This window comes from bacterium, from assembly GCA_035295165.1.
GTDB lineage: Bacteria > Sysuimicrobiota > Sysuimicrobiia > Sysuimicrobiales > Segetimicrobiaceae > JAJPIA01.
Window position 1 is genome coordinate 1 of sequence record DATGJN010000010.1, and the last position, 24,907, is coordinate 24,907.

The following is a 24,907-nucleotide window of genomic DNA, read 5'->3' on the forward strand; positions in this document are numbered from 1 at the left end:
CCGGATCGTGCGGAGCGGGTGATCCGGGGGCACGCGTTGCTCGGGCGAGATGTAGCTGAACATCGCGTCTTGGTGCAGGTCGTCACCGCACATGCGAGGGTCCTCCGACAGGTGGTGTGTATGAGCAGCGAAGTGTCGCAGCATCAATTCATCACATCTTGTCGGATGCCTGCTTTTTCAGCATCCTGCTAGAGATGCTGTTCGCCGCGCCCAGGCCCGCGAACGTCCGCCGGGGTCCCGGGGGTCCTGGAGCCTCCAGAGCTGGGGCAGGGGAAGACCGGCCGGGTGCGCGAAATACGGTTCTTGACGGAAGATTCGCGGACGTGGGCGACCGTGCGCGCACCGGGACGTGCGTGCTCGCCGGACGCTGCCGAGGTGCAGCGCGATGTCCCCGGCGGGACGGAGGAGCCTCCATGCAACCGTCAGACCGTTCGAATGACCTCGCGGTTGTGTGTGACGCCTGGACGCGCTTCACGGAGACCGGTCAGCTCGGCGCGGGCCTCGACCCGCTGGTCGCGGTCTCCTGGAAGCGGTGTGCCCCCCGGTTGAACCCGCTTGGCGCGCCGCAATGGGCGTACCTCAGTGACGACGTCCTTCCATTGACGCTGAACCAGCACGCTTCTATGCGGGCGATCGCCCGGCCGCTGATGGAGGACGTTCACCAGTACATCGAGGGCGCCGGGGCCGCGCTGCTGTTTTGCGACAGCACCAACTGTCTACTGGAGATGTTGGGCGACCGCGAGGCCGTAGCGGCAGCCACGCACCTGGGATTCCGCCGCGGGGCGTTTCTCGACGAGACGCGCATCGGGACCACGGCGTTCTCGGTGGCACTGATCGAGCGTGCGCCCGTCCAGATCGTCGGGCCCGAACACTTCCTGCAATGCTTCCACGCACTCGGATCGGCGGCCGCGTCGATCTTCGACCTGGACGGAGGCCCCGTCGGGGTGATCGGCCTCCTTGGTCCGGTGGACCGGCACAGCCGCCACGTGTTGGGGATCGTGGTGGGCGCGGCCAAGGCGATCGAGAACCAGCTGCAGGCGGACCTGTTCATCCACGAGGCCAACACGCAGGCCACCGAGCTGAACGAGACGATGGACGCGATCTCCGAGGGCGTGCTCGCGTGGACGGCCGGGGGGGTGATCACGCACCTCAACCACCGTGCCGGGTTGCTCCTCGGGCTCACGCCGACGATGGTCGTCGGGCGGCCGCTCGCGGAGTATCTGACGCTGCAGCAGGGATTTGCGCGCGCACTCGTCCTTGGGGAGGAACTGCACGACGTCGAGGCCACGCTGGCCGTGCAGGGCCGACCCGTCGAGTGTCTCGTCAGCCTGCGCATCATCCGCACGCGACAGGGTGATCCCGCGGTCTACATCGCGACGCTGCAGCGGATCGAGCGGGTGCGTCAGTTGGTGCACCGTCAGCTCGGCGCGCAGGCCCGTCTCACGCTCGACGACATCGTCGGGCACGGGCCGGCCGCGCGGCGCGTGAGACGGCAGGCGCTCGCCGCGGCAAACGCGCGGGGATGCGTGCTGTTGATCGGAGAGAGCGGTACCAACAAGAACCCGCTCGCGCGCGCGATCCACAACAGCGGCGCGCGCGCGGACGGTCCGTTCATCGCGATCAACTGCGGCGCGATCCCCCGCGCCCTCGTGCTCGGCGAGTTCCTCGGGTTCGCCGCGGGGGCGTTCAACAGCGGGCGTTCGACCGGGCAGCCGAGTAAGTTTGAGTTGGCGGATGGCGGCACGCTGCTCCTCGAAGACGTCGAGGCGCTGCCGCTCGAGATGCAGGCCGCGTTGCTCGCAGTCATCGAATCGGGCGAGGTGACCCGCCTCGGTGGCACGCGCACGGTTCCCGTCGACATGCGGGTGATCGCGTCCACGGAAGTCGATCTCGAGGCACGCGTCGCGGAAGGGGCGTTTCGCCCCGACCTGCTCTTCCGTTTGAGTTCGTTTGTGATCATGCCTCGGCCGCTCCGCGAACGTCCGGAGGACCTGCCGTTGTTGATCGATCACTTGCTGGAGCAGTTGAGCGCGCAGATCGGGCGTCCGCTGTCGATGACGGCCGCCGCAAGGCGCCTGCTGCGCGCCTATCCGTGGCCGGGCAACATCAGCGAACTCGAGGCGGCGATCGAGCGCGCGGCACTCCGGTGCATGGGACGTGCGATCCAGCCCGCGCACCTGCCGGACAGCGTGCGTCGGCCGCACGCGAAGGTGCCGAACAAACCGATCGCCGAACCGGTCCGGAGCCTCGCGCAGGCGGAAGAGGTAGCGATTCTGAGCGCGGCGCGGTTCACGCAGGGTAACCTGAGTCGTGCAGCCGAGCTCCTCGGGATCGGTCGGACAACCCTGTGGCGGAAGATGCGGGAGCTCGGTCTCAGCGCGAAGGATTTCGGCACGGACCGGCCGCGCGCGGCCGGCTGAGGCCGGCGTCCCGACGTGGCGAGGGTGGGGACCGGGTCCTCCGAGCGGATCTAGCGCGCGATCACCACGGAGCAATGGGCGCCGTGGAGGACCCGTTCGCTCACGCTCCCGAGGACCAATCCCCCGATCCGGCCGAGGCCTCGCCGGCCAAGGACGATCAGATCTGCACGGACCTCCTGCGCGAGTTTGAGGATCTCCTCGGCCGGGTCTCCAGTCCGATACACCGTCGTCACGTGTGTCCCATGTTCCGTGAATGCACGCGCGGCGTGGACGAGGATGTCTTCGCCTTCGGATTCGAGCCGCTCGGCAATGATACGAAAGTCGGAGAGGCGGTGCACGCCGGGCCCGACGGCCGGTGCGTGCGGGATATGGCCCACGTTGATCAGGGTCACGTCGAGGCCGCCGAACGTGTGCCCCCATCGCGCCACCCAGAGGACCGCTCGGTCCGCGTGGGGCGACCCATCCGTGCCGATGACAACTCGCATTGTTCCGCCTCCCTCCGTGTGATCCGTCAAGGCTTCCCCGGCCGCAACCTTCGACCGGACCCGGGATCCACAACGCGCGCCCCAACGATGGTCCCGGCCGCTTGTCTCACGGAGGACGGTCCCGCCCGGGCCCGTCCGCAAGCTTCTTCTTGACCCGCTTGAGCCGAAATACGTCTTCCCGCGCCCGTTCCTCCAACTTGGCGGCGATCTGCTGGATCTCCTCACGCAGGCGGGGGATCAGGATCTGTTCAAGCGCGTTCACCCGGCGGGTCGTCTTCCTAATCTCATCACCGACCTTGGCCATCGTCGCCTCGGTGCCTGCGGCGCTCAGCAGGACGGACACCAGTTCCTCGAAGTGATTCGCGCATTCGACGGCACGCCACGAGACGGCGATCGGATCGTGTCCCCGCTCGAGCATGGTCCTGTGTACGCCGTTTCCCGTTACCGCGGGAACCTGAACACCCCACAGATTGTTCGTGCCGATCTCGACCGACAGATTTCGAGTGTCCACGAACGCCACAGATTCCAGCACTTCCGGCCCCTCGACCGCTTTGGCGACGCTCAGGATCCGATAGGACGCGTCTGCAATCCGGATCAATCGGGTTCGAGCGATGTGCGCTTGCCGAACGAGGTCCCAAAAATTGGATGCGAGGGCGTCGCGCTTCCGCGTGAGGAGATCGGCAGCTTGCAGGGCTTGGGCCATCCGGCTCCTGCGCTGCAGCAGATTCATTCGCGTGGGACTGATCGTGTCGCTCATCTACGCCCGCACTCCCATGGAGCGCCGAACAACCGCGTTTCCCGGCGCGGTCACAGCGCGCTCACCGGGCCCGATCTCAACGTACCACACGGGATTCCCAAATACTTCCGTTGGGGGGGCGGCGGGCGCGCACCCCGGTTCTCGTGTCGGCACTTGCGTGGCGCCGGCGCACTCATCCGGGCTCCAGCAGGCGGCCACACGAGGCATCCGGGGGACGACCGCGGACACTCGCTGGGCGGCCGGACGGTCACATTCCGGCGCCGGGCACTCAAGGAGCGACCGCCGGCCCGGCGAACCCGGATCTCGTGACCTCCACCTCTCCTGCTCGTGTCGACGGCGACCGGCTCTGGGCCGCGCTCACGGCGATGGCCGAGATCGGCGCCACGCCCGCCGGAGGGGTGCGGCGTCTCGCGCTGACCGATGAAGACCGGGCCGCTCGGGACTTACTCGTCCGCTGGCTCGAGGACGCGGATTGCGCGGTCCGCGTGGACGACTTAGGGAACATCTACGGGCGACGCCTCGGTGCCGTCGTGGTCCTACCGCCGGTGGTCATGGGCTCCCACCTCGATACCGTGCCCACCGGGGGGCGGTTTGACGGCGCGCTCGGTGTGCTCGCGGCACTCGAGGTTGTGCGCGCGCTGAACGACGCGGACATCGTGACGCGGCATCCGCTCGAGGTCGTCTGCTGGACGAACGAAGAGGGCGTTCGGTTCGCTCCGGCGATGCTGGCGAGCGGCGTCGTGTGCGGGCAGTTTACGCTGGAGCAGGCGTACGCGACGCCCGATCTCGACGGGCGCACGTTTGGAGCCGAACTGCGGCGCATCGGCTACGCCGGTGACGCGACCCATCGGCTCGCCGCGGCCGCCGCGTACCTGGAACTCCACGTCGAGCAGGGGCCGGTCCTGGAGCGCGCGGGCGATGAGATCGGGGTCGTCGAGGGTGTGGAGGAAATCTCGTGGAGCCGGGTCGACGTCGTCGGACGCGCCGCGCACGCGGGCCCGACGCCGATCGCCGATCGGCGGGATGCCTTGGTCGCGGCGGCGCGGGTCGTGCTCGCCCTCCGGGAAGCGGCCCAGGCGGTGCCGGGTGTCCGTGGCACGGTGGGACGGCTCGAGGTGGTGCCGAACGCGGTCAACGTGGTGCCCGGGTCGGTGCGGTTGACCGCCGATCTCCGGGCGCCGCGGGGTGAGGATCTGGATCGCGCGCGTGCCGCGTTCCGCGATCGGTGCGCGGACGCCGCACGCCGGGACGGAGTTGAGGTCCGCGTGGAAGAGTTCTGGCGGAGCCCGGCGACCTCGTTCTCGCCGATCGTGATCGAGGCCGTGTCCCAAGCGGCGCGAACCCTGGGCTACTCCAGCCGCCGGTTGTGGGCGGGCGCGGGACACGACGCCAAGTACGTGGCGGATCGCTTCCCGGCCGGCATGATCTTCGTGCCGAGTGTCGGCGGCCTGAGCCACAACGAGCGCGAGTGGACCGAACCGGAGGCCTGTGCACGCGGCACCGCCGTGCTCCTCGAAGCCGCGCGCACGCTCGCCGGGTAATCCGCCGCCCCTGCGCGCGATCGCGCTCCGGCGTCTGTGGTGGATCTTGCGAGAACGGCCGCGGCGCGCTGCCGCGCCCGATGCGACCCATGCGACACGGCCGCTTCGGGTTCGCCCGGGAGGAGGCATCGCGAGCCTGCGGGAAGGTTCCGTCAGCGGCCGCAGGAGGTCGCCCGAGAGCGTTTCGCGGAGGGATCGGATGCCCGCACCCGATGTTGGCCGGATTGCCGAAGAGCACGGTGAGGAGATCGTCGCGCTGGCGCGCGATTTGGTCAGGATCGACACGACGAACACGGGTGTGATGCCGACGGGCAACGAGACCGAGGCGGCGACCCTGTTGCAGCGCATCCTCCGAGCCGCCGGGGTCGAGTCTGAAATCCACGGGCGCGTCCCGGAGCGTGGCAATCTCTTCGCGACGGTTCCCGGGCGGAGCGGGAGGACGGCTCTCGTCTTGTTGTCGCACACCGACGTCGTGCCCGCAGGCGACGCTGCGCAGTGGACCCACCAGCCGTTCGCCGGTGCGGTCGAGGACGGATATCTCCACGGCCGCGGTGCCGCCGACATGAAGGGCACGGTCGCGGCGCAGGCGATGACGCTGATCCTGCTGCGGCGGCTCGGGGTGCCGCTCGCGCACGGTGTGGGGTTCGTCTGCGTCGCGGACGAGGAGGCCGGAGGAGCCTACGGCGCCGGGTGGGTGGCGAAGACACATCCCGATTGGTTCCAGGCGCAGTGCTGCCTCAACGAAGGTGGGGGGACGTTCGTGCCGGCGCCCGGTCGCGACTGGTGCCTGCTCGGTGTCGGCGAAAAGGGCAGGTACGAGGTGACCGCGACGTTTCACGGGCGCGGCGCCCACGCGGCGCGTCCGTGGGAGGGCGACAACGCGTTCTACAAAGTCGCGGCGGCGCTGGCCCGCCTGCAGGGGTACGAGCCGGAGCGGGACACCGGCGCGCCGGTCTTCGAGGCGCTCTCCCGTGCAGTCGGCCCGGTCACGCCGGCCACGGTCGACGCGGTGATCGCGCGCCTCGCGCCGTCCCATCCGCGCCTCGCCGACCACGTGCGGCAGACCTCGCGCCTCGTCATCACCCCGACGCTGGTCTCGGGCGGGGTTAAGTCGAACAGCGTGCCCGATGCGTGCCGGTTGACCTGCGACGTCCGGGCGCTGCCCCATCAGGGGCCGGCGTACGTGCAGGAGCTCGCGCAGCGCCTGCTCGCCGGCGCCGACGTCCGCGTGGACCAGACGGCGGTGTCCAACAAATCGGATGCCCCCGCCGACCTCGTGGCCGTGTTCCAGGATGCGCTCGCCCGCGCGATCGGCCGGACGGTCGAGGTCGTCCCAAGCATCAGCGGCGGGTTCACCGATTCCCGGTTCGTGCGCGCGCTCGGGGTGCGGGCGTACGGATTCTCGCCGGGGGCCCCCGAGAGCGACCCGTCGCGGCATCGCGCGCACGGGCCGAACGAGTCGGTCGCGGTGCGGGATCTGGTCGTGCAAACGGCGACATACCTCGGGATCGCGGACCGGCTCGCCGCATCGAGCTAGCACGGCGTCGGCGGGGAGCGACCCAAGCGCAGGGTCGAAGGAGGAGGCACGATGTTCACCGCGTTTGTGATGATCCAGACCGAGCGGCGGCGTACCCAGGAGGTTGCGCGGCAACTCGCCGAGATTGCCGGCGTTGCGGAGGTCTATTCGGTGACCGGTGAGTGGGATATCATCGCGGTGCTGCGGCTGAAGGACTACACCGAACTCGCCGACACGGTGACGGGGAGAATGGTGGAGATCCCCGGGATCACGCGGACGAACACCCATCTGGCGTTCCGGGCGTTTCCGGAGTCGCTGCTCGAGCGGTCGTTCTCCGTTGGCCTCGAGGAAGATCCGGGGGCGTCAGGGCCGGGGCCGCACGGACGATAGCGCGCGCCATGCATGCTACAATGGTGGCGCGACGATGCGGTTCCGGCCGGAGATCGACTACTATGAGATTCTTCAGGTGCACCCGCGCGCCTCTCAGGAGATGGTCAAGAAGGCGTACCGCACCCTCATGGGCGAGATGGGCGCCCACCCCGATCTCGGCGGAGACGAAGAACGGGCGAAACTGATCAACGAAGCCTACGCCGTGCTGGGAGACCCGGATCTCCGCGGCGCCTACGACCGCGCGCGGGGGGGACAGGCCGCAAGAGGAGGGTTCGCGCCCACCCCGGCCGGCGGGAGAGGCGGCGAGCCCGATCAGGTCGCGGCGTTTCTCCGCAAGCTCATGCTCTCCGCCGCCGTGATCGCCGCAGGCATGGTCCTCGCCCGGCTGCTCGAAAACCCCGTGCTCAGCCTGGCCGACCTCGCGGCGATGGTCGGCGTCCTGCTGCGGATCTGGAGCCAGGTGGCTGTGCTCGGCGGACGCTGAGGCGGCCTGACTCCGCGGAGCCACACCGGGGTGCGCGTGTCACCGCGGGTTCCGACGCGCCCACGCTACAGTGGCGGCACGGCTTCGCTCCAGGACGTCGCGCCCTCGTATGCGGCGGCGACCCGGAGAATCGTCGACTCCTCGAACGGGCGTCCGGCGAGCTGTAGGCCGAGCGGGAGCCCGTGCAGCGTCAGGCCGCACGGTACGGTGAGGCTCGGGAAGCCCAGGAAGCTGAACGGCCGGTTCATGACCGGCGATCCGGTGGACGCCAGGCCCTCGGGAGCCGGCCCCGGCGCCGCCGGGGTGGCCAGCACGTCGACGTCCCGGAACAACTCGCGCATCGCCTCGATCAGCTTGGTCCGCACCTGTTGGGCGCGGACGTACGTCGGCGCCGGGACCTGAAATCCGGTCTCGATGAATGCCCGGAGTTTCTGCCCGTAGTCCGCGGCGCACGTCCGGTAGCGATCCACGTGCACCGCCGCCGCCTCGACGTTGTGGATGAGGTCGTGGGCGTCCATCCCCGCCTCGAACAGGTCCGGGAGTCGCACGTCGCGGACCGTGCTGCCGAGCTCGCCGAGCGTGCTCAACGCGGCGCGATAGGCGCCTGCGGCTTCGATGTCCAGCCCGTCGAAAAAGTAGCGGTCCGGCACGCCGATCCGCAGGCGGTGCAGCCCCCGTTCCCCCGCGCCGGCGTCGTCAAGCGCCAACACGTAGCGCTCGGCCGGGGGCGCCGAGAGCGTCGCAGGATCGTTTGGGTCCGCACCGGCGATCGCGTCGAGCAGGAGCGCGACATCGCGCACGGTGCGGCCCATGGGGCCTGGATGGTCGAGTGTCCAGGCGAGCGGGTGAACGCCGTACCGGCTGACGCGCCCGAACGTCGGCTTGAGCCCGACGATCCCGCAGAACGCGGCGGGCCGCACGATCGACCCGGAGGTTTGCGTGCCGAGCGCGCCGTGGCACATGCGCGCGGCGAGTGCTGCGGCGGACCCGCTGCTCGATCCCCCGGGGGTGTGGTCGAGCGCCCAGGGATTGCGGGCGGGCGACGGGTCGAACGACGCGAACTCCGTGGTGTGCGTCTTGCCGAGGAGGATCGCGCCGGCCTCACGCAGGCGCACGACCGTCGTGGCGTCGTACGTCGGGACGAAACCGGCCATGATGCGCGACCCGCACGACGTTTCGATGCCCGCGGTGTAGAAGATGTCCTTGACGCCCACCGGGATCCCGTGCAGCGGGCCGATCGCCGCGGTCGCGCCGAGGCGTTCGGCCTGCCGACGCGCCTCCTCCGGCCGGAGGCGCGCCCACGCGAGCACGCGGGGCTCGACCCGCTCGATGTGGCCGAGCGTCGAGTCGAGCAACTCGACCGGCGACAGCCGGCGGTTTGCGACGGCGGCCGCCGCCTCGCTGAGCGACAGCGCGTACGGCTCAGTCATCGTCGCGCCGCAGCCGCGGAGCGCCGGCGGGTTCGGTGTCGTGCGTGACGGGCGCACCGTGCACCGCCTTGATGCGGCGCCTGACCGCCTCGAACTCATCGTCGAAGTACCGGCCCGTCTCCGTGGGGAGGGCCAGTAGCACGCGAGTCCACGCCAACGCCGACGCGTCACGCTCCATGCCTCGCCTCCTTTGCCCCCGCGGTACAGGGGTCTTGGTCCGCGGGCGCCGGAGTTCCTCCAGCGGCCGCGCGGGCTCAGCGCAGGTGCTCGGTGAGAAACTGAGCGATGCGCGTACGGGCGTCCTGAGTGGCTGTCTCATCGTAGCGGAGGTGGAACGTCCGGTTGTTCTGCCGAACGATCCGATCCGGCCCGGGCATGTCGAACACATGCGTCGCCTCCGGATAGACGTGCCAGTCGATCGGCGCGCCGGCGTTCCTGAGTTGGGTTGCGCGGACCACGCACCCGGCGGGCGGCTCCTCGTCGTCCGCGCCTCCCGCCAGGATCAGCAGCGGCGAGGCGATGCCGCCCGGCAGAAACGACGCGCAGTGCGGATACACGGCGATCGCCGCCGCGAAGCCGCCCCCGGGCGGCTTGACCGCGGCCACCATCTGCGCGCTGGCTGCCTCCAGGGTCGCGCCGCCGCCGTGCGACCATCCGATGACGGCGATGCGCGCCGGGTCTGTCCCAGGGTGGGAGCGGAGGGCGATCAACGCGCCGAGCGCGTCGAGCGCGTGATCGCGGAACGACGATTCTCCTGCGGCGCACAGGCCCCGCGTGCCCCGGGGCGCGAGGCTGTCCGGCATGACGACTTCGTAGCCGGCGCTGAGGAACCACGACGCCCACGTGCGTTCCGTGTTCGTGATGCCTTCGCATCCGTGCAGCAGCACGATCGACGGAAACGGTGCGGGGCCGTCGGGCCGGTACAGGGTGGCGGGCACCGGCTCGGCGAGCGACGGCGAGAGGCTCTGGAAGGTGATGCGTTCCTGCGGCTGGAGTGCCTCCGCGCGACCGGTCGGGGGGGACGCGGCGACCGCCAACACGGCGGCAAGGACCGCGAGCGTGCGCGCGACCGCACGCACTCGCCGACGTCGGGGCGCCGTGGCGCGCCGCGCGCCCGCCCGGGGCGTCTCGCCGTGCGTGGTCACGGACAGGGGTGTTGGCGCATGGGACGGAAACTTCCTCTCGGGATGTCGACGGTGTCCGCGCGGTACGCTGAGGCGCCGCTGGTGCTGGCGCTCGATCTCGGGAGTTCCTCTGTCCGGGCGATCGGCTACGATCGTCTCGGCCGCGAGATCGACGGGTCCGAGGGACGGTTCGCGTACGCGTGGCACCGGACCCCCACTGGCGGCGTCGAGGTCGACCCCGAGATGATCCTGGAGGGGACGTTCGCGGCGATCGATCAGGCGCTGGCCGGCGTCGGGGATCGCGCGCCGGAGGTGCGCGCGGTCGGCGTGTCCACGTTCTGGCACAACATCATGGGGATCGGGCCGGCGGACCGGTCCGTCACCCCGTTGTACTCGTGGGCCGACGAACGGAGCGCCGGCGCGGCGGCGGTCCTGCGCGCGCGCTTCGACCAGGAGGCGCTGTGGCGCCGGACGGGGTGCGTCTTTCACCCGAGCTACCCGGCGGCGCGCCTCCTGTGGTTGCGGGATGCGTTTCCCGATCGTCACCGCGCGGCGACGCGCTGGGTCAGCATCGGAGAGTACCTGTCGCTGCGGTGCTTCGGCCGGACCGCCTGCAGCATCTCCATGGCGTCGGGTACCGGTCTGCTCGACCAGCGGCGCTGCACCTGGGACGAGGAGCTGCTTGCGGTCCTCGGCCTGACCGCGGATCGGCTGTCGCCGCTCGTCGACGTCGACACGCCGTTTCGAGGGCTGCGGCCGTCGTTCGCGAGGCGGTGGCCGGCGCTCGCGGAGATTCCGTGGCTCCCGGCAGCCGGCGACGGCGCGCTCGCCAACATCGGGACCGGGTGCATCGGTCCGGGACGCGCCGCGCTGTCGATCGGCACGACCGGTGCGATTCGCGTGCTGCGGTCCGGTCCCGTCCCGGACGTCCCCCGCGGGCTCTGGGTCTACCGCGCGGACCGCTCGCGCGTCCTGGTCGGCGGAGCGCTCAGCAACGGCGGCAGCGTGCACCGGTGGGTCGAGGACCGCGCGGCACTGGGCGCTCCGGCAGACGTGGACCGCGCGCTGCTCGACCGGCCGCCGGACGGGCACGGGCTCGTGGTGCTGCCGTTCTTCGCCGGCGAACGCAGCCCGGACTGGCCCCTGGCCGTCCGGGGCGCGATCGTGGGAATGACGCTCCGGACGGACCCGCTGGATCTCATGCAGGCGGCGCTGGAGGCGGTGGCGTACCGCTTCGCACTGATCTGGGACCTTGTCCGAGAGGCGTTTCCGGAGGTGCGAGAGATCGTCGCGAGCGGGGGCGCCCCCGCCCGGTCACCGGCGTGGATGCAGATCATCGCCGACGTCTTCGGCCACGAGGTCGTGGTTTCGGACGAAGCGGAGGGTAGTAGTCGGGGCGCCGCGCTCTTAGCCCTCGAGGCGGTGGGCACATCGCCGGTCGACCTCGCGCTGGCTGCGTCTGGGCGCGTGTACGCCCCCGACGCGGAAAGACACGCGCGCTACCGCGAGGCCCGGGCCCGGCAACGTCGCGTGGAGGCGGCGCTCGCCCCGCTCCAGCACCGCGTCACGGGGTAACCCCCTCGGCCGGCGCCGGCGGGACGCGTGACAGCCGGCGGTCCGAACTTTAGAATATATGATTGAAGCGCATCACGCCCCGTTGCGATCGCATACGATGTTCTGTGAGACATCTCGGAGAGACGTACCCGCGGTCTCCCGTCGAGGGTCGTGGAGGCGAGCATGGCGATCGAGACCAAGACGCTGGACGAGCTCTGCGTCAACACGATTCGCACGTTGTCGATCGACGCGGTGCAGAAGGCGAAGTCCGGGCACCCCGGGATGCCGATGGGCGCGGCCGCGATGGCGTACGTGCTGTGGACACGCCATCTCCGGTACAACCCCAAGAACCCCGGCTGGCTCGACCGCGACCGGTTCGTGCTCTCCGCCGGGCACGGCAGTATGCTCTTGTACAGTCTGCTCCACCTCACCGGCTACGACCTGACGATAGAGGATCTCCGGCAGTTCCGGCAGTGGGGCAGCCGGACGCCGGGGCATCCGGAGCGCCACTGCGCGCCGGGGGTAGAGGTCAGCACCGGCCCCCTCGGGCAGGGCGCCGGGAACACCGTCGGGATGGCGATCGCCGAGCGGTGGCTGGCCGCCACGTTCAACCGGCCTGAGCACACCATCGTGGATCACTACACATACGCGATCACGAGCGACGGCGACCTCATGGAAGGGGTGGCCGCCGAGGCGGCCTCGCTGGCGGGGCACCTGCGGCTTGGGCGCCTGATCTGGCTCTACGACGCCAATCTCGTGACGCTGTCGGCGACGACCTCCGTCACGTACACCGAGGACGTCGGCCGCAGGTTCGAAGGGTACGGCTGGCACGTCCAGCACATCGCCGACGGGAACGACCTTGCGGCGGTGGACCGCGCGCTGACCGCGGCGCGGGCGGCGGACGACCGTCCATCGCTCGTCGTCGTGCGCACACACCTCGGGTACGGCAGCCCGCACCGCCAGGACACGTTTCAGGCGCACGGGGAACCCCTCGGAGACGACGAGGTGCGCGCCACCAAGCGCGCGCTGGGGTGGCCCGAAGACAAGACGTTCTACGTTCCGGACGACGCGCTGCGGCACTTTCGGGAGGCCGTGCCGAGAGGCGCGGCGCTCGAGGACGCGTGGGGCAAGCGGTTCGACGCGTACCGGGCCGCGTTCCCCGATCTCGGGCGGGCGTTCGGACAGGCGTTCACGAACGGACTTCCCGAGGGCTGGGAGTCCGCGCTGCCGGCGTTTGGTCCGGGGGACGGCCCCCTCGCCACGCGGGAGGCCTCGGGGAAGGTCATGAACGCGATCGCCGCGTCGGTTCCCGCGTTGATCGGCGGGTCCGCGGATCTCGACCCCTCGACGCACACGATGCTCAAGGGCGCGGGCGACTTCGAGAGCCCCGCGGCGGACGGGAGCGCGAGCGCGCAGGGTCGCGCCGGCGGCGTCTGGGGCTACGCGGGGCGGAACGTGCACTTCGGCATCCGCGAACACGCCATGGGCGCGGCGCTCAACGGCATGGCGGCGCACGGCGGCGTCCGGCCGTTCGGGGCGACGTTCCTTGTGTTCTCCGACTACATGCGGCCGAGCGTCCGCCTCGCGGCGCTGTCCGATCTCCCGGTCATCTACGTCTGGACCCACGACAGCGTCGCGCTCGGTGAGGACGGGCCGACGCACGAACCCGTGGAACACCTCGCCAGCCTCCGAGCGGTCCCCAACCTGCTCGTGCTCCGGCCGGCCGATGCCAACGAGACCGTCGAGGCGTGGCGCGTCGCGCTGCGGCACACGGCCGGTCCGGTAGCGCTTGTGCTCTCGCGGCAAAAGCTGCCGGTGTTCGACCGCACGGGGCTCGGCGCTGCCTCGGGGACCGAGAAGGGCGGGTACGTGTTGGCCGACGCCGCCGGAGGATCGCCCGACACCATTCTGATCGCGACCGGATCCGAGGTCGCGTTGGCGCTTGAGGCGCACGCGCGGCTGACCGCGGAGGGCATTCGGTGTCGCGTCGTATCGTTGCCCTGTTGGGAGCTGTTTGAGGCCCAGCCCGAGGCCTACCGCGACCGTGTCCTGCCGCCGGCGGTGCGGGCCCGCGTGACCGTCGAAGCGGCGGCATCCTTCGGATGGGAGCGGTACGCGCGGGATGACGGCGTGATCATCGGGCTCAATCGGTTCGGCGCCTCGGCGCCCGGGCCGGTGGTGATGCGCGAGTTGGGGTTCACGGTCGAGCGCGTGGTGGCGGCCGCAAAGACCGTGTGGGATCGGACCCGGTGAGGCCTGAGGAGGGACGGTCATGACTGAGAACCGACAGGCGACCGCGAAGAATCCGTTGCGCATGCTGCGAGAGGTGGGGCAGAGCGTCTGGCTGGACTTTATCGAGCGCGGCCTGCTGCGGTCCGGCGGGCTCGGGCGCCTCGTCGCAGACGACGGCATCGCCGGGGTCACGAGCAACCCGACGATCTTCGACAAGGCGATCTCGGGCGGCGCCGAGTACGACGAGGCGATCGCCGCGCTCGTCGCCGCGGGCAAAAGCGCCGGGGAGATCTACGAAGCGCTGGTCGTCGCGGACATCCGCGCGGCGGCGGACGTGCTGCGGCCGGTGTTCGATGAGACGCGCGGCGCCGACGGATACGTGTCGATCGAGGTGTCCCCGCTCCTCGCGCACGACACGGCGGGGACGATCCAGGACGTGCGACGGTGGTCGGCGCTCATCGACCGGCCGAACGTTATGGTCAAGATTCCCGCGACCACGGAGGGCATTCCGGCGATCGAGGAGATGATCGCGGAGGGGCGCAACATCAACATCACGCTGATCTTCTCGCTGGAGATGTACCGCCGCGTCATCGAGGCCTACCTGCGGGGATTGGAGCGCCGGGCCGGTGCGGGCGGATCGCTCCACCAGGTGGCGTCGGTCGCGAGCTTCTTCGTCAGCCGGATCGATACCGAGGTGGACAAGCGGCTCGAGGCGCGCCTCAAGGACGCGGCCCCCGAGGAGGCCGCGCGGCTTCGGGCGTTGTTCGGCAAAGCCGCGATCGCGAACGCTAAGCTCGCCTATCGGGTGTTCCGCGAGACCTTCACGGGCGCCAGGTTTCAGACGCTCGCGGGCCGGGGCGCGCGCGTGCAGCGTCCGCTGTGGGCGAGCACCAGCACGAAGAACCCGGCGTACCCGGATCTCCTGTACGCGGAGGCGCTTGTGGGACCCGACACGGTGGACACGATGCCGCCCCAGACGATCGCGGCCTTCCGCGACCACGGGCGCGTCTCGCCGGGCGCCGTGATGGAGGACGTGGAGGGGGCCGCCAAGGTGCTGGTCGATCTGGCCGCCGCGGGGGTTCCCATCGACGATGTCACTCTCATGTTGCTCGACGCCGGGGTGGCGTCGTTCTCGCAATCGTTCAACGAGCTGTTCGCCAGCATCGAGACGAAGCGGCGGGGCGCGGCCGCCACGCCCCGCTGACCGCGTGGTCGCACACCCGCTCGATCTCGACGGGGGCGGCGGCCCCTCCGGCGCCGGGTGCATCACCACGGGTGAGAAGGGAGTCACGCTGATGAAGGTCGGGTTCGTCGGATTTGGCCGCATGGGCGGGAACATGGTGACGCGGTTGCTGGAGCGGGGGCACGAGGCGGCCGTGTACGCGCGCCGGGCCGAGGTGCGGCAGGAGGCGGCCGCCAAGGGCGCGGTCGCGGCCGCATCGCTCGCCGAGCTCGTCGAGCGGCTGGCGCCGCCGCGGGTCGTCTGGATGATGGTGCCGGCGGGCGATGCGGTGGAACAGACGATCGCGGAGGTGGCGCCGCGGCTCGCCAAGGGCGACGTGCTGGTCGACGGCGGCAACTCCTACTATAAAGACTCCATGCGCCGCGCCGCCGCCGCGAAGTCGCGGGGCCTTTTCTACGTCGACGCGGGGACGAGCGGCGGCATCTGGGGGCTTCAGGTGGGCTACTGCATGATGGTCGGCGGGGACCCGGAGGCGGTGAAGATCGTGGAGCCGTTGTGCCGGGCGCTGGCACCCGAGCGCGGGTACATGCACGTCGGGCCGAGCGGGGCCGGTCACTACGTCAAGATGATCCACAACGGCATCGAGTACGGCATGCTGCAGGCGTACGCAGAGGGGTTCGCCGTGCTCCACGCCGCGCCGTTCCCGTTCGACCTCCACGCCATCAGCGCGATGTGGAACCACGGGAGCGTCGTGCGTTCCTGGCTGCTCGAACTGGCGGAGCGCGCGTTCGCCGAGGATCCCGAGATCAAGGGCATTAAGGGCTACGTTGCGGACTCGGGCGAGGGTCGGTGGACCGTGCAGGAGGCGATCGAGCGGGACGTCCCGGCGCCGGTGATCACCTTGTCGCTGCTGCAGCGCCTGCGGTCGCGCGAAGACGAGAACTTCGGCGACAAGGTCATCGCGGCGCTGCGCAACCAGTTCGGCGGACACCCCGTCCGCACCGAGTAGGCCGTGAGCGTCGTCTCTGCGCCGTCGCTGCGCGAGAGCGGCCGGTCGCGCCGCGTCCCGGACCCGTGCACGGTGGTCATCTTCGGCGCCACGGGGGATCTGACGCACCGCAAGCTGATGCCGGCGCTGTACCGGCTCGCGCGACTGGGCCGTATCAGCCCCGCCTGCGCGGTGGTGGGCGTGGCCCGCCGCGCGAAGACCGACGACGCCTTTCGGACGGAAATGGCGGACGCGGTGCTCGGGCCGTCCCCCTCCCAGGCCGACCGGTCGGCCTGGGAGACGTTCGCGCAGGGTCTGTCCTACGTGCAGGCGGAGTTCGGCGATGCCCAGGCGTACGAGCGGCTGCGGGACGCGCTCGACCGTCTGGACCAGGATCGGGGCACCGGCGGCAATCGCGTGTACTATCTCGCGACCGCGCCCGAGTTCTATGCCGAGATCGTCCAGCACCTCGGCAGCCGCGGGCTCGTCGCGAATGCCTCGCCGGCCGTCGACGGGGGGCGGCGGTGGACCCGCCTCATCGTGGAGAAGCCGTTCGGCCGCGATCTGCGGAGCGCGCGGGAACTCAACCAGACGCTGCAGCGGGTGTTCCGCGAGAACCAGATCTACCGCATCGACCACTATCTCGGCAAGGAGACCGTCCAGAACATCCTGGTGTTCCGGTTCGCCAACGGCATCTTCGAGCCGATCTGGAACCAGCACTTCATCGATCACGTCCAGATCACGGTCGCCGAGACGGTCGGCGTGGAGGCGCGGGCCGGCTACTACGAGACCGCCGGGGTCGTGCGCGACATCGTGCAGAACCACATGATGCAGCTCCTGACGCTCGTCGCGATGGAGGCCCCGGTCGCGTTCGAGGCCGACGAGGTGCGCGAGGAGAAGGTCAAGGTGCTCCGCGCCGCGAGGCGGTTCTCCTCGGAGGACGTCGCGCGAAACGTCGTCGTCGGCCAGTACGGTCGCGGCACCGTTGGGCCAGAACAGGTGTCCGGCTACCTGCAGGAGCCGCGGGTGGCGGAGGATTCGCGCACGCCGACGTTCGTCGCGATGCGTGTGCTGATCGACAGCTGGCGGTGGGCCGGGGTGCCGTTCTTCCTGCGGTCGGGCAAGCGCCTGCCGAAGCGGGTGACCGAGATCGCCGTGCAGTTCAAACGCCCGCCGCTCAGGATGTTCCGCGAGGGCGGGCGCGAGCCGAACCTGCTTGCACTCAGGATTCAGCCAGACGAGGGGATCTCGCTGCGGTTCGTCGCGAAGGCGCCCGGGACCACGACGACGCTGCGTCCGGTGGACATGGGCTTCGCCTACGCGGAGGCGTTCGGGGTCGGCGAGGAGTTGTCGGAGTACGAACGGCTCCTGCTGGACTGCATGGCCGGCGATCCGACGCTGTTCACCCGCCGGGACGAAGTCGAGGAGGCCTGGGAGTTGTTGGCGCCCGTGCTCACATGGTGGGAGGAGGCTGCGGCGCCGTCCGTGCCGCAGCCCTACGCCGCCGGCACCTGGGGACCCGACGCCGCCCGCGTGCTGATCGAGCGGGATGCCCGTCGCTGGCGGACGCCGTGAGCCGATGACGGTTCCGCGATCGCCGGCCCCGTCTCTCTCCGTCGTCGTTCGTCCCGATTTGGAACGGGCGTCCGCGGAGGTGGCGGAGCACTTGGTCTCCTCCGTGCGATCGGCCGTGGCCGCGCGCGGCGAGTGCGCGATCGCGCTGGCCGGAGGCAATACGCCGAGACGACTCTACGAGTTGCTCGCGGGCGAGCCGTACCGCGACCGCATTCCGTGGGGTCGGCTGCGCGTGTTCTTTGGCGACGAGCGGGACGTTCCGCCCGACGACGCCCGGAGCAACTACCACATGGCGCGAGTGGCGCTGCTGGCGCGCGTTCCGGTGCCGGCAGAACGTGTGCACCGTATGCCGGCGGAGCGGCCCGACCTCGATGCGGCGGCCGAGGAGTACGAGCGCACGCTGCGCCGCTACCTCCCCATCGCGTCGGACAGGTGGCCGCGGCTCGACTGGGTATTGCTCGGTCTGGGCGACAACGCCCATACGGCGTCGCTGTTTCCTGGGACGCCGGTCGTGCGCGAGGCCCGCCGAGCGATCGTGGCCCTGTACGTCCCGGAGCTGCGCGCGAATCGGATGACCGTGACGCCGCCGCTCCTCAACCACGCTGCCGCGGTGGTGTTCCTCGCGGCGGGCGCGGGCAAGGCGGACGCGGTGCGGCGGGTGTTGGAGGGTCCCTGGGATCCGGACGCGGCGCCCGCCCAGGTCGTGCGTCCCGTGGACGGTACGCTTCTGTGGCTCCTGGATGTGGCTGCGGCCGCGCGGCTCACCCAGCCGGTGCCGGGGCCGCGCTAGACTCTCCCGGCGCGTTCCGCCATCGGCGCGGGCAGACGCCGGCTGAGAGAGATCGTCGTCCCGCCTGGACCCTGCGTGACCTTCCACGCGTCGGTGAAACGATCGATGACGAACAGTCCGCGACCGTTCGGCGCCATCGGACCCGGGCATGTGGCGAGGTTGACGGCCCATCCCGTCTTGGGGCTGGTGACCTCGATGACGCAAAAAGCTGCATCCGTCCGCAGGGTCACAGCGATGTCGTCCGCGGCCTGGCTGTCCGGCCCGGGCGCGCCGTAGAGCACGGCGTTCGTCATCGCTTCGCCGACCGCGACCAGCAACTCATCCACCACATCGTCCGGATAGCCCAGCTCCCGCAACCGGGGCCGGATGCGCCACCGGGCTTCCCTCGGCGCGGTGGAGCGCCGCAGCAGTCGAAATGTCAGCATTTGGTCTCGCCACCGCTACCTATTTTCCCCGTTTTCCCGTGAGGCTCACGCCACGGCGCCGGGCCGGCCGCGGCCGCGCCCGCACCCACACCATGGAGCGCGTCCCGCACGCATGGCTGCGGGCGAGGGTGGTGCTCCTCCGCGTGCGCGCCACCAATCGACGCTTCGCGGCGGCGTCCGCAGGCACCGCCTCCGGGCGATCCCGCCCGGAGGCCCATCAACGCTCCCCGAGTACCTGCGCCAGCGCTTCGACGAGCCGCGCGTTCTCCGCGGGGGTCCCCACGGTGATGCGCGCCCAGGTCGGGAGCCTCCACAGGGCGCCCGGTCGGATGATGACCCCGCTTGCGAGGAGTCGCTCCGCGATCTCGGCGGCCGGGCGGCCGAGGCCGACGAGGATGAAGTTGGCCTGGGTCGGCAGGTGCTGGAGCCCCATCTCCGTGAACGCGCGTCCCAGGAACGCCTTGCCCGCGCGGTTGTTTTCGAAGGACGCGCGCAGGTACGCGTTATCGTCCAGGATCGCCTCTGCGGCGACCTGGGCGAGCCGGTCCACGGCAAACGGCTCCCGAACCTGGTTCATGCACGCGATGAGGCCCGGGTCCGCGATCGCGTAGCCTACCCGCAGCCCCGCCAGGCCGTAGATCTTTGAGAACGTCCGCAGGACCATGAGGTTAGGATGCTCGCGCACGAGCGCCGCGCCGTCGGGGAACGCCGCATCGTCCGCCCATTCCGCGTAGGCTTCGTCGAAGACGACGAGCGTGTCCGGAGACACGCTCGCCAGCAGCGCGTCCGCCTCGTCTCGCCGGATGGTTGTGCCGGTTGGGTTGTTGGGGTTGCAGACGATGACGGCCTTCGCCCCGTCCGCTGCGGCCGCCATCGCCTGGACGTCCACACGCCAGTCTTTGAGCGGTACTTCAACCGGGACCGCGCCCAAGACGAGGGCCAGGGACGCGTACGCGGTATACGTGGGCGCGGCGACGACGCAACGGTCGCCGGCGTCAAGAAACGCGAGCCCGAGGCACGTCAGCACGTTGTCCACGCCGTTCGCGAAGAACAGGTGCTCGGGCGTGACCCCGAGGCGTGCGGAGACCAGGCGTCGCAGCCGCGAGCACTCGGGGTCCGGGTAGTGGTGGATGCGGTCGATCGCGGCGATGAGTGCCTCGCGGACGCGCGGGGACAGCCCGAGCGGGTTCTCGTTGCTGCCCAGCTTGGTAACGTCACACACTCCGTACTGCTCCATGACGTCCTCGGCGGACCGGCCCGGTATGTAGGGCTCGAGCGCAGACAGCGCCTTTCGTGCGAGGGGGTGGGTCTGGCTCACGGTCTGGCTCCCTTCCTTGATGCTCTCGGCGAGTGTTTCAGCGTACGCGCGGCTCGCGGTCATGCGGCTTGCCGCTACCTCTGTGATGCGCGGGGCGCCGCGGGTTCAGGGTATCGGGAACGCGCCCGGGTGTCCAGGCCTCGCGGCTCACCGCCGTCTGCGGCCGGTCCGAGGAATGGTGCCCGCCAGCACGAGCGCAACGAAGCGGCGGAGAACATCAGCGCTGACCGCTGGCGGGAGACCTGCCTGCCGCGCCCATCCGCGAAGCCGCCCCTCCGCGAGCGCCGCCGCGACCGCTTTGGCGGTGATCCGAGTCGATCCGGGAGCCCGTCCCGCGTAGTCCGCGGGTTCCTCTGCTACGGCATCCGCGGGGGCTTCGGTCGGCGGGACCGAAAGACGCCGGTCAAGCGCCCGGAGCAGCCGCAGGTGTTCCGCTCGGACCTTAGCCGGCGAACGGAGCGAGGTCGACCGAGCCACCCTGGGCCGGCGGCGCCCTGCGCCGGTGCCAAGGAACGTCTCAGCCGGAACTTCCAGCACCTCAGCCATGCGCACCAGTTCTGCCAAGGCGATCCTGCGCTGACCCATCTCGTACCGGTCGATCGCGCTCGCGGACCGCCCGAGGCGAACGCCGAGTGCAGCCTGGGACAATCCCGCCTCGAGGCGAAACGTTCGGATCTGCTGCCCGAGCCTCATGTAGAATCCGGCGGTGGGGCGCGTTGACATTTTGTCACACCGACCATACCACACGATCCCCACATTGCCAAGACACCTCGACGATTCGTCAACGACGGAACAATGACATTTCGGCAAGTTTGCATTGACAAATTGTCACATTCTCGTTAACCTGGGCACGACCGCTTCGCCTCACGACGGCCAGAGGAGTCGGCGGAACATGCAGGTGCGTTTGAAGCGCGAGGTAGTCGAGATGGCTATTCTTCGCCGGAACCTGACAAAGACGGCGCTCGCCCGCCTGGCCGGGCTCCACCGGACACACCTGTCCGATCTGCTCGCCGGCCGTACCGCTCCCGGTCCCCAGACCAGGCAACGGATCCTCGACGTGTTGGGCGGGGTGTTTGACGACTACTTCGAGGTCATGCGGGTGCGGGGCAGGGTTCCAGACGCGGAACGCGTCCAGCAGCTCCTCGGCGCAAGCCGCAGTCTGGTGGGGAACGAACCGGTTGGAACACAGGACCGTCTGCTCCGCATGCGCGACACCCTGCAGATTGGACTTCCACTCGCGCCCGAAGACCGAGTATGGCTCGACGTCGCGTGGAAGTCGAAACGCACCGGGACGCGTGGAGGTCGGGCGGCTCCGTCGGCCGGAACAACCGCCCCGAGGACACGCCGGTGACAGCCTGCCTCGGCCGTGGGCACCTCGCGCGGCGCGAAAACGAGTTGCGAACTACCTCCCGCGTAGGACGGGATGCTCCTGAGCAATGGACGCTCTGGACGACACATTTGCAAGGTTGGACGCGAGACGTTCAGTCATCCTCGCCCACTCGCATCGTATGGTTTCCGGCTAAGTACTGAGTCGAGGCGGCGCAGAAAGAGGCGCGCCACCACTATGACAAGATGACGTCGGAAGGTGCAGGCCTCCTCATCGGACAGGCCTGGATGTGATCCCTGCGGGCGCAGACGTTTATCATCACTCCATTCGTTGAGGTCGCGGCTAACAAACGGCGGCGCGAGATTCGCCAGGTGTTGGAGTCGGGCTTCACCGGGTTTGATCGCTGGTCCGTTCTTCGGATCGAGCAGCGGGGCCATCTCATCGAAAAGGGATTCGTACCATGTACGGAGCTGGCCGTTCCCCGAGGCGCAATGCCCCTGCGGACGAGCAGTGCGTGCCTGATCGACGTGCCCGAGCGGGGGTTCTTAGGTTACTGTGGATGACCCGGTGAATCGACGGACCTCTCCACACGCATCATTTGCTCTCAGAGCGCGAAGTATCGCCGCACAACGTTCGGCGCACTCCGAGCGAGGACCTCGCCGAGAAAACACAGGAGGTAGAATGCCGTGGCCGCCGCGAACCCCGCCGGAACACTCACGCGGGGCGTACTTGCCTCGCCATGTCTGTAAACCGCGCTGCGCCATGCTCGCGCCTCGTCTCGCCAAAACCTCCTGACCATGGCGCGGAACGTCAACATCTCGTGGGTTCCCGCGATGCGGGGGAACTGATAGCGATCGTGCCCCTCGCAGATGCCGGTGCGGACAAAGTGACCGACCCCGCGGGGCGCCGGGTGTGCCGTCCGCGCAGACGGGTTCATATGGATCGCAATCCCATCCGCGAGTAAGCGCTGCGCGAGCCGGTAGCATTGGCCCCGGAATTGTTCGACGTCGTCCGGGAAGGGGTACCGCGTGAAGACGTCGCGACGGAACGCAACGTTGTTGGCGAAGAACCATGAGTTGGGATGCGGCGCTCCATCGCGTGACCGCACCGGAAACATCAGCCATCCGACCGCCATCGCATCACGGTAGAGGCCGCCGGTCTCGATGTATGTGTTGCCGGCGCAGACGAGGATCGCGGGATCATCGAATGCCCGCAGCAACTGGCGCAGCCAGCCGCTCTCGGGGACGACATCGCAATCCACGAAGACGAGGATGTTCCCGTTGGCAAGGCGAGCCCCTTCGTTCTTCAACTGGTAGTACGCGAGGCCACGGGTTGGAATCACGCGCACGGCGGCCGACGTGCGGCCCAGGACGCGATCGGTGATCCCACGGACGTGCGAGCCGTCGATCGAGAGTTCATTGTAGAGTATCAGTATTTCACACGGTTCCGGTACCTCCTGAACCTGATCGCGCAGCGCCTCGAGCATCTGTTGGCCGCGGGCGATTTCCGCAAACCGCACGTTGTCCCATTCCACGATCAGCGAAACGGCGCAGGTTCCAGTCATTTCGTCCCCCCGGCGAGCAGCTCGGGTAGGTGCAAACCTCGGCCAATTGATTCCGCGATCCCTCCTCCTCGTCCCTCCTCCGTTTGACCGATCCGACGCTCGTCGACGGCGTGGTTGCCGTGCTGGCCGGCCCGCCGTTCTTCAGCCGCTCTTCGGTTGCTGGCGCATCTCTCGGGCGCGTTTTGCCGTGCCCTCGAAAGAGGCGGGCGCGCCGAGGTGTTGAACCGTCCCGAACGGCCCCGAACCTCTACGAAGGCCAGGCACGAACTCGGCCCGGTAGCCTATATGAACCCAGACGTTCCGCGAAAGCCCCCGATCCGAAACGATTATCCAATCTTTACTTGCCCTTAGCGCATCTCCGTACCGCTCATTCGGATCCCCTCGGATAATGAAGACGCCGGGCCGCGGAATGCGACGAGGCCCAGGCGGAAGGGGGTCGCCATGGACTTCGAGGTGATCGGTCCGGCTGCCGCCAGTCCAGGGAAATACGGGCCGTGCTCGAGCTACTTGGTCCGCAGCGACCGTGCCGCGGTGTTGCTCGACTGCGGTCCCGGCGCGGTGGCCGAGTTCGTCCGACGTCACGGTCTCAGCGAAATTACCGGGGTCGTGTTGTCGCACATGCACGCCGATCATGCACTGGACGTCTACACATTGTCGAAGGCGATTCTCGCACGTCAGCGTCTCGACGGCAGGGCTCCGATTCGACCGAGGCTGTTCCTGCCCCCGGGGGGAGCGGAGGTCCTGCTCGATGTCGCCGCCGCGTTCTCGCCCATTACGCCGGGTGTGTGGGGAGCGCCGTTCGCCGAGGCGTATGACCTGATCGAGTACGATCCCGCACGAGCGGTCCACATCGAGGATATGACGTTGACGTTCGTTGGTCCCACGAACCATCCGGCGCCATGTTGGGCGATCCGGGCCGCGGCCGGCGGCGAGACGCTGGCGTTCAGCGCCGATTCCGCGTGGGACGAGGTCCTCGTTCGGGTTGCGCGGGACGCGGACGTGTTTCTTTGCGAGGCGACATACGGCATCGGTGACCCGCGCCATATCCACCTGACCGCCGGGGAGGCCGCGCGCGCGGCGCAGGCAGCCGGTGCCCGCCGGCTCGTGCTCACGCACCACCGGTTGCCCGACGACGAGGAGATGGATCGCCTCCGAAGGTACGTGGCGGCGATTGTCCCGTGCCCGGTCGACGTCGCCGTTTCCGGTCTCGGCGGTCCCGTTGGGGCCGCGGTGGGAGTCCGGTGAGGCGGGCCGCGGAGGCGTTCTCGGCGGCCCGCTCCAGCTGGTCCGACACGCGATCGGGTTCCTGTACATCAACGCGGACCTGTTTCGCCGGGCCGGGCTGGATCCGAAACGCCGGCCTGCAACCTGGGCCGAACTGCGCGCCGACGGGCAGCAGCTCACGCAGAAGACCGTCAAGGTCGGAGCGTTCATCATTCGGTCGTCTTCGTTCGGCGCCGCGGAGCTGATCGCGTCCGGCGGCGGCCGCACGGTCGGTCTCGACGGCCGCCCCGCGTTCGCCCGGCGTCGCGGCGCCTGGCCCCTACTGACGGCACCGGCGACCTCGATGCACACCGTGCAGACAGGCATCGCGCAGTTCCTTGGCGAAGGCGCAGAGTTGTGGGGACCGCTGACCGCCGCGAGTACGGTCGTGTGCGCGCTGGTGGTGGTCGCCTTTGATCTGGCAGCGGCAGATCATCGAAACGTTCGTGGCATCGGCGGGACGGTAGCGTCCGGACGGGCCCGGGCGGACGAACGCGGGACGGCGGCCGACCGCCGGCCGGCCCCGCCATAGGGGAGGCAG

At 69.7% G+C, this 24,907-nt stretch carries 23 protein-coding genes; 14 read left to right on the forward strand and 9 right to left on the reverse strand.

Annotation, left to right across the window (positions count from 1 at the left end; translation table 11 throughout):
- Positions 1 to 413 precede the first annotated feature (413 nt).
- Positions 414 to 2,420 carry a sigma 54-interacting transcriptional regulator gene (locus VKZ50_01560; protein HLJ58397.1) on the forward strand — a complete coding sequence of 669 codons (2,007 nt, stop codon included), beginning with the start codon at positions 414 to 416 and terminating at the stop codon, positions 2,418 to 2,420.
- A gap of 50 nt (positions 2,421 to 2,470) precedes the next feature.
- Here the strand turns inward: VKZ50_01560 and VKZ50_01565 are convergent, their stop codons facing one another.
- On the reverse strand, positions 2,471 to 2,905 hold the full coding sequence (locus tag VKZ50_01565; protein ID HLJ58398.1) for a universal stress protein: 435 nt from the start codon (positions 2,903 to 2,905) through the stop codon (positions 2,471 to 2,473).
- A gap of 106 nt (positions 2,906 to 3,011) precedes the next feature.
- Positions 3,012 to 3,662, reverse strand: a complete 651-nt coding sequence (locus VKZ50_01570) for a V-type ATP synthase subunit D (GenBank protein HLJ58399.1) — start codon at positions 3,660 to 3,662, stop codon at positions 3,012 to 3,014.
- A 305-nt stretch (positions 3,663 to 3,967) separates the two neighbouring features.
- Between VKZ50_01570 and VKZ50_01575 the strand changes: the two genes are divergently transcribed.
- The 4 genes from VKZ50_01575 to VKZ50_01590 all read left to right on the forward strand — a co-directional run bounded on the left by VKZ50_01575 (position 3,968) and on the right by VKZ50_01590 (position 7,593).
- Positions 3,968 to 5,203 carry a Zn-dependent hydrolase gene (locus tag VKZ50_01575; protein ID HLJ58400.1) on the forward strand — a complete coding sequence of 412 codons (1,236 nt, stop codon included), beginning with the start codon at positions 3,968 to 3,970 and terminating at the stop codon, positions 5,201 to 5,203.
- 199 nt (positions 5,204 to 5,402) lie between these two features.
- Positions 5,403 to 6,740, forward strand: coding sequence for a M20/M25/M40 family metallo-hydrolase (locus VKZ50_01580; GenBank protein ID HLJ58401.1), 1,338 nt, complete (start codon positions 5,403 to 5,405; stop codon positions 6,738 to 6,740).
- Between the two features lie 51 nt (positions 6,741 to 6,791).
- A complete protein-coding gene (locus VKZ50_01585; protein HLJ58402.1) occupies positions 6,792 to 7,109 on the forward strand; it encodes an Lrp/AsnC ligand binding domain-containing protein in 318 nt (105 codons plus the stop codon).
- Between the two features lie 34 nt (positions 7,110 to 7,143).
- Positions 7,144 to 7,593, forward strand: coding sequence for a J domain-containing protein (locus VKZ50_01590; protein ID HLJ58403.1), 450 nt, complete (start codon positions 7,144 to 7,146; stop codon positions 7,591 to 7,593).
- 65 nt (positions 7,594 to 7,658) lie between these two features.
- Here the strand turns inward: VKZ50_01590 and VKZ50_01595 are convergent, their stop codons facing one another.
- The 3 genes from VKZ50_01595 to VKZ50_01605 all read right to left on the reverse strand — a co-directional run bounded on the left by VKZ50_01595 (position 7,659) and on the right by VKZ50_01605 (position 10,102).
- A complete protein-coding gene (locus tag VKZ50_01595; protein HLJ58404.1) occupies positions 7,659 to 9,023 on the reverse strand; it encodes an amidase in 1,365 nt (454 codons plus the stop codon).
- The gene (locus VKZ50_01600; GenBank protein ID HLJ58405.1) at positions 9,016 to 9,201 is read right to left on the reverse strand and encodes a hypothetical protein; all 186 of its coding nucleotides are present in this window, start codon (positions 9,199 to 9,201) and stop codon (positions 9,016 to 9,018) included. The genes VKZ50_01595 and VKZ50_01600 overlap by 8 nt, the downstream gene beginning before the upstream one ends.
- Positions 9,202 to 9,277: 76 nt before the next feature.
- Positions 9,278 to 10,102, reverse strand: coding sequence for a dienelactone hydrolase family protein (locus VKZ50_01605; GenBank protein HLJ58406.1), 825 nt, complete (start codon positions 10,100 to 10,102; stop codon positions 9,278 to 9,280).
- Positions 10,103 to 10,186: 84 nt separating this feature from the next.
- Here VKZ50_01605 and VKZ50_01610 point away from each other — a divergent pair, with 84 nt between their 5' ends.
- From VKZ50_01610 to pgl, 6 genes are all read left to right on the forward strand, one after another.
- Positions 10,187 to 11,722 carry a gluconokinase gene (locus tag VKZ50_01610; GenBank protein HLJ58407.1) on the forward strand — a complete coding sequence of 512 codons (1,536 nt, stop codon included), beginning with the start codon at positions 10,187 to 10,189 and terminating at the stop codon, positions 11,720 to 11,722.
- Positions 11,723 to 11,884: 162 nt separating this feature from the next.
- Positions 11,885 to 13,954, forward strand: coding sequence for a transketolase (tkt, locus tag VKZ50_01615; GenBank protein HLJ58408.1), 2,070 nt, complete (start codon positions 11,885 to 11,887; stop codon positions 13,952 to 13,954).
- 19 nt (positions 13,955 to 13,973) lie between these two features.
- A complete protein-coding gene (tal, locus tag VKZ50_01620) occupies positions 13,974 to 15,137 on the forward strand; it encodes a transaldolase (GenBank protein HLJ58409.1) in 1,164 nt (387 codons plus the stop codon).
- A 91-nt stretch (positions 15,138 to 15,228) separates the two neighbouring features.
- Entirely contained in the window at positions 15,229 to 16,125 is an 897-nt protein-coding gene (gene gnd / locus VKZ50_01625; GenBank protein HLJ58410.1) for a decarboxylating 6-phosphogluconate dehydrogenase, read from the forward strand.
- Positions 16,126 to 16,128: 3 nt separating this feature from the next.
- Positions 16,129 to 17,679 (forward strand): glucose-6-phosphate dehydrogenase, encoded by a 1,551-nt coding sequence (gene zwf / locus VKZ50_01630; GenBank protein ID HLJ58411.1) that lies wholly within the window; start codon positions 16,129 to 16,131, stop codon positions 17,677 to 17,679.
- A gap of 4 nt (positions 17,680 to 17,683) precedes the next feature.
- Positions 17,684 to 18,469 (forward strand): 6-phosphogluconolactonase, encoded by a 786-nt coding sequence (gene pgl / locus VKZ50_01635; GenBank protein ID HLJ58412.1) that lies wholly within the window; start codon positions 17,684 to 17,686, stop codon positions 18,467 to 18,469.
- Here pgl and VKZ50_01640 read toward each other — a convergent pair.
- The 3 genes from VKZ50_01640 to VKZ50_01650 form a co-directional block, all read right to left on the reverse strand.
- A complete protein-coding gene (locus VKZ50_01640; GenBank protein HLJ58413.1) occupies positions 18,466 to 18,894 on the reverse strand; it encodes an ATP-binding protein in 429 nt (142 codons plus the stop codon). The two genes, pgl and VKZ50_01640, sit on opposite strands and share 4 nt — an antisense overlap.
- A gap of 217 nt (positions 18,895 to 19,111) precedes the next feature.
- On the reverse strand, positions 19,112 to 20,275 hold the full coding sequence (gene hisC, locus VKZ50_01645) for a histidinol-phosphate transaminase (protein HLJ58414.1): 1,164 nt from the start codon (positions 20,273 to 20,275) through the stop codon (positions 19,112 to 19,114).
- An 84-nt stretch (positions 20,276 to 20,359) separates the two neighbouring features.
- Positions 20,360 to 20,935, reverse strand: coding sequence for a helix-turn-helix transcriptional regulator (locus VKZ50_01650; protein ID HLJ58415.1), 576 nt, complete (start codon positions 20,933 to 20,935; stop codon positions 20,360 to 20,362).
- Between the two features lie 202 nt (positions 20,936 to 21,137).
- Here VKZ50_01650 and VKZ50_01655 point away from each other — a divergent pair, with 202 nt between their 5' ends.
- Positions 21,138 to 21,563 (forward strand): helix-turn-helix transcriptional regulator, encoded by a 426-nt coding sequence (locus tag VKZ50_01655; GenBank protein ID HLJ58416.1) that lies wholly within the window; start codon positions 21,138 to 21,140, stop codon positions 21,561 to 21,563.
- 580 nt (positions 21,564 to 22,143) lie between these two features.
- Here VKZ50_01655 and VKZ50_01660 read toward each other — a convergent pair.
- Entirely contained in the window at positions 22,144 to 23,103 is a 960-nt protein-coding gene (locus tag VKZ50_01660) for a glycosyltransferase (GenBank protein ID HLJ58417.1), read from the reverse strand.
- Positions 23,104 to 23,544: 441 nt separating this feature from the next.
- On the opposite strand from VKZ50_01660, the gene VKZ50_01665 reads away from it, so the two are divergent.
- A complete protein-coding gene (locus VKZ50_01665; GenBank protein ID HLJ58418.1) occupies positions 23,545 to 24,348 on the forward strand; it encodes an MBL fold metallo-hydrolase in 804 nt (267 codons plus the stop codon).
- Positions 24,323 to 24,898, forward strand: a complete 576-nt coding sequence (locus tag VKZ50_01670; GenBank protein HLJ58419.1) for a hypothetical protein — start codon at positions 24,323 to 24,325, stop codon at positions 24,896 to 24,898. The genes VKZ50_01665 and VKZ50_01670 overlap by 26 nt, the downstream gene beginning before the upstream one ends.
- Positions 24,899 to 24,907 lie beyond the last annotated feature (9 nt).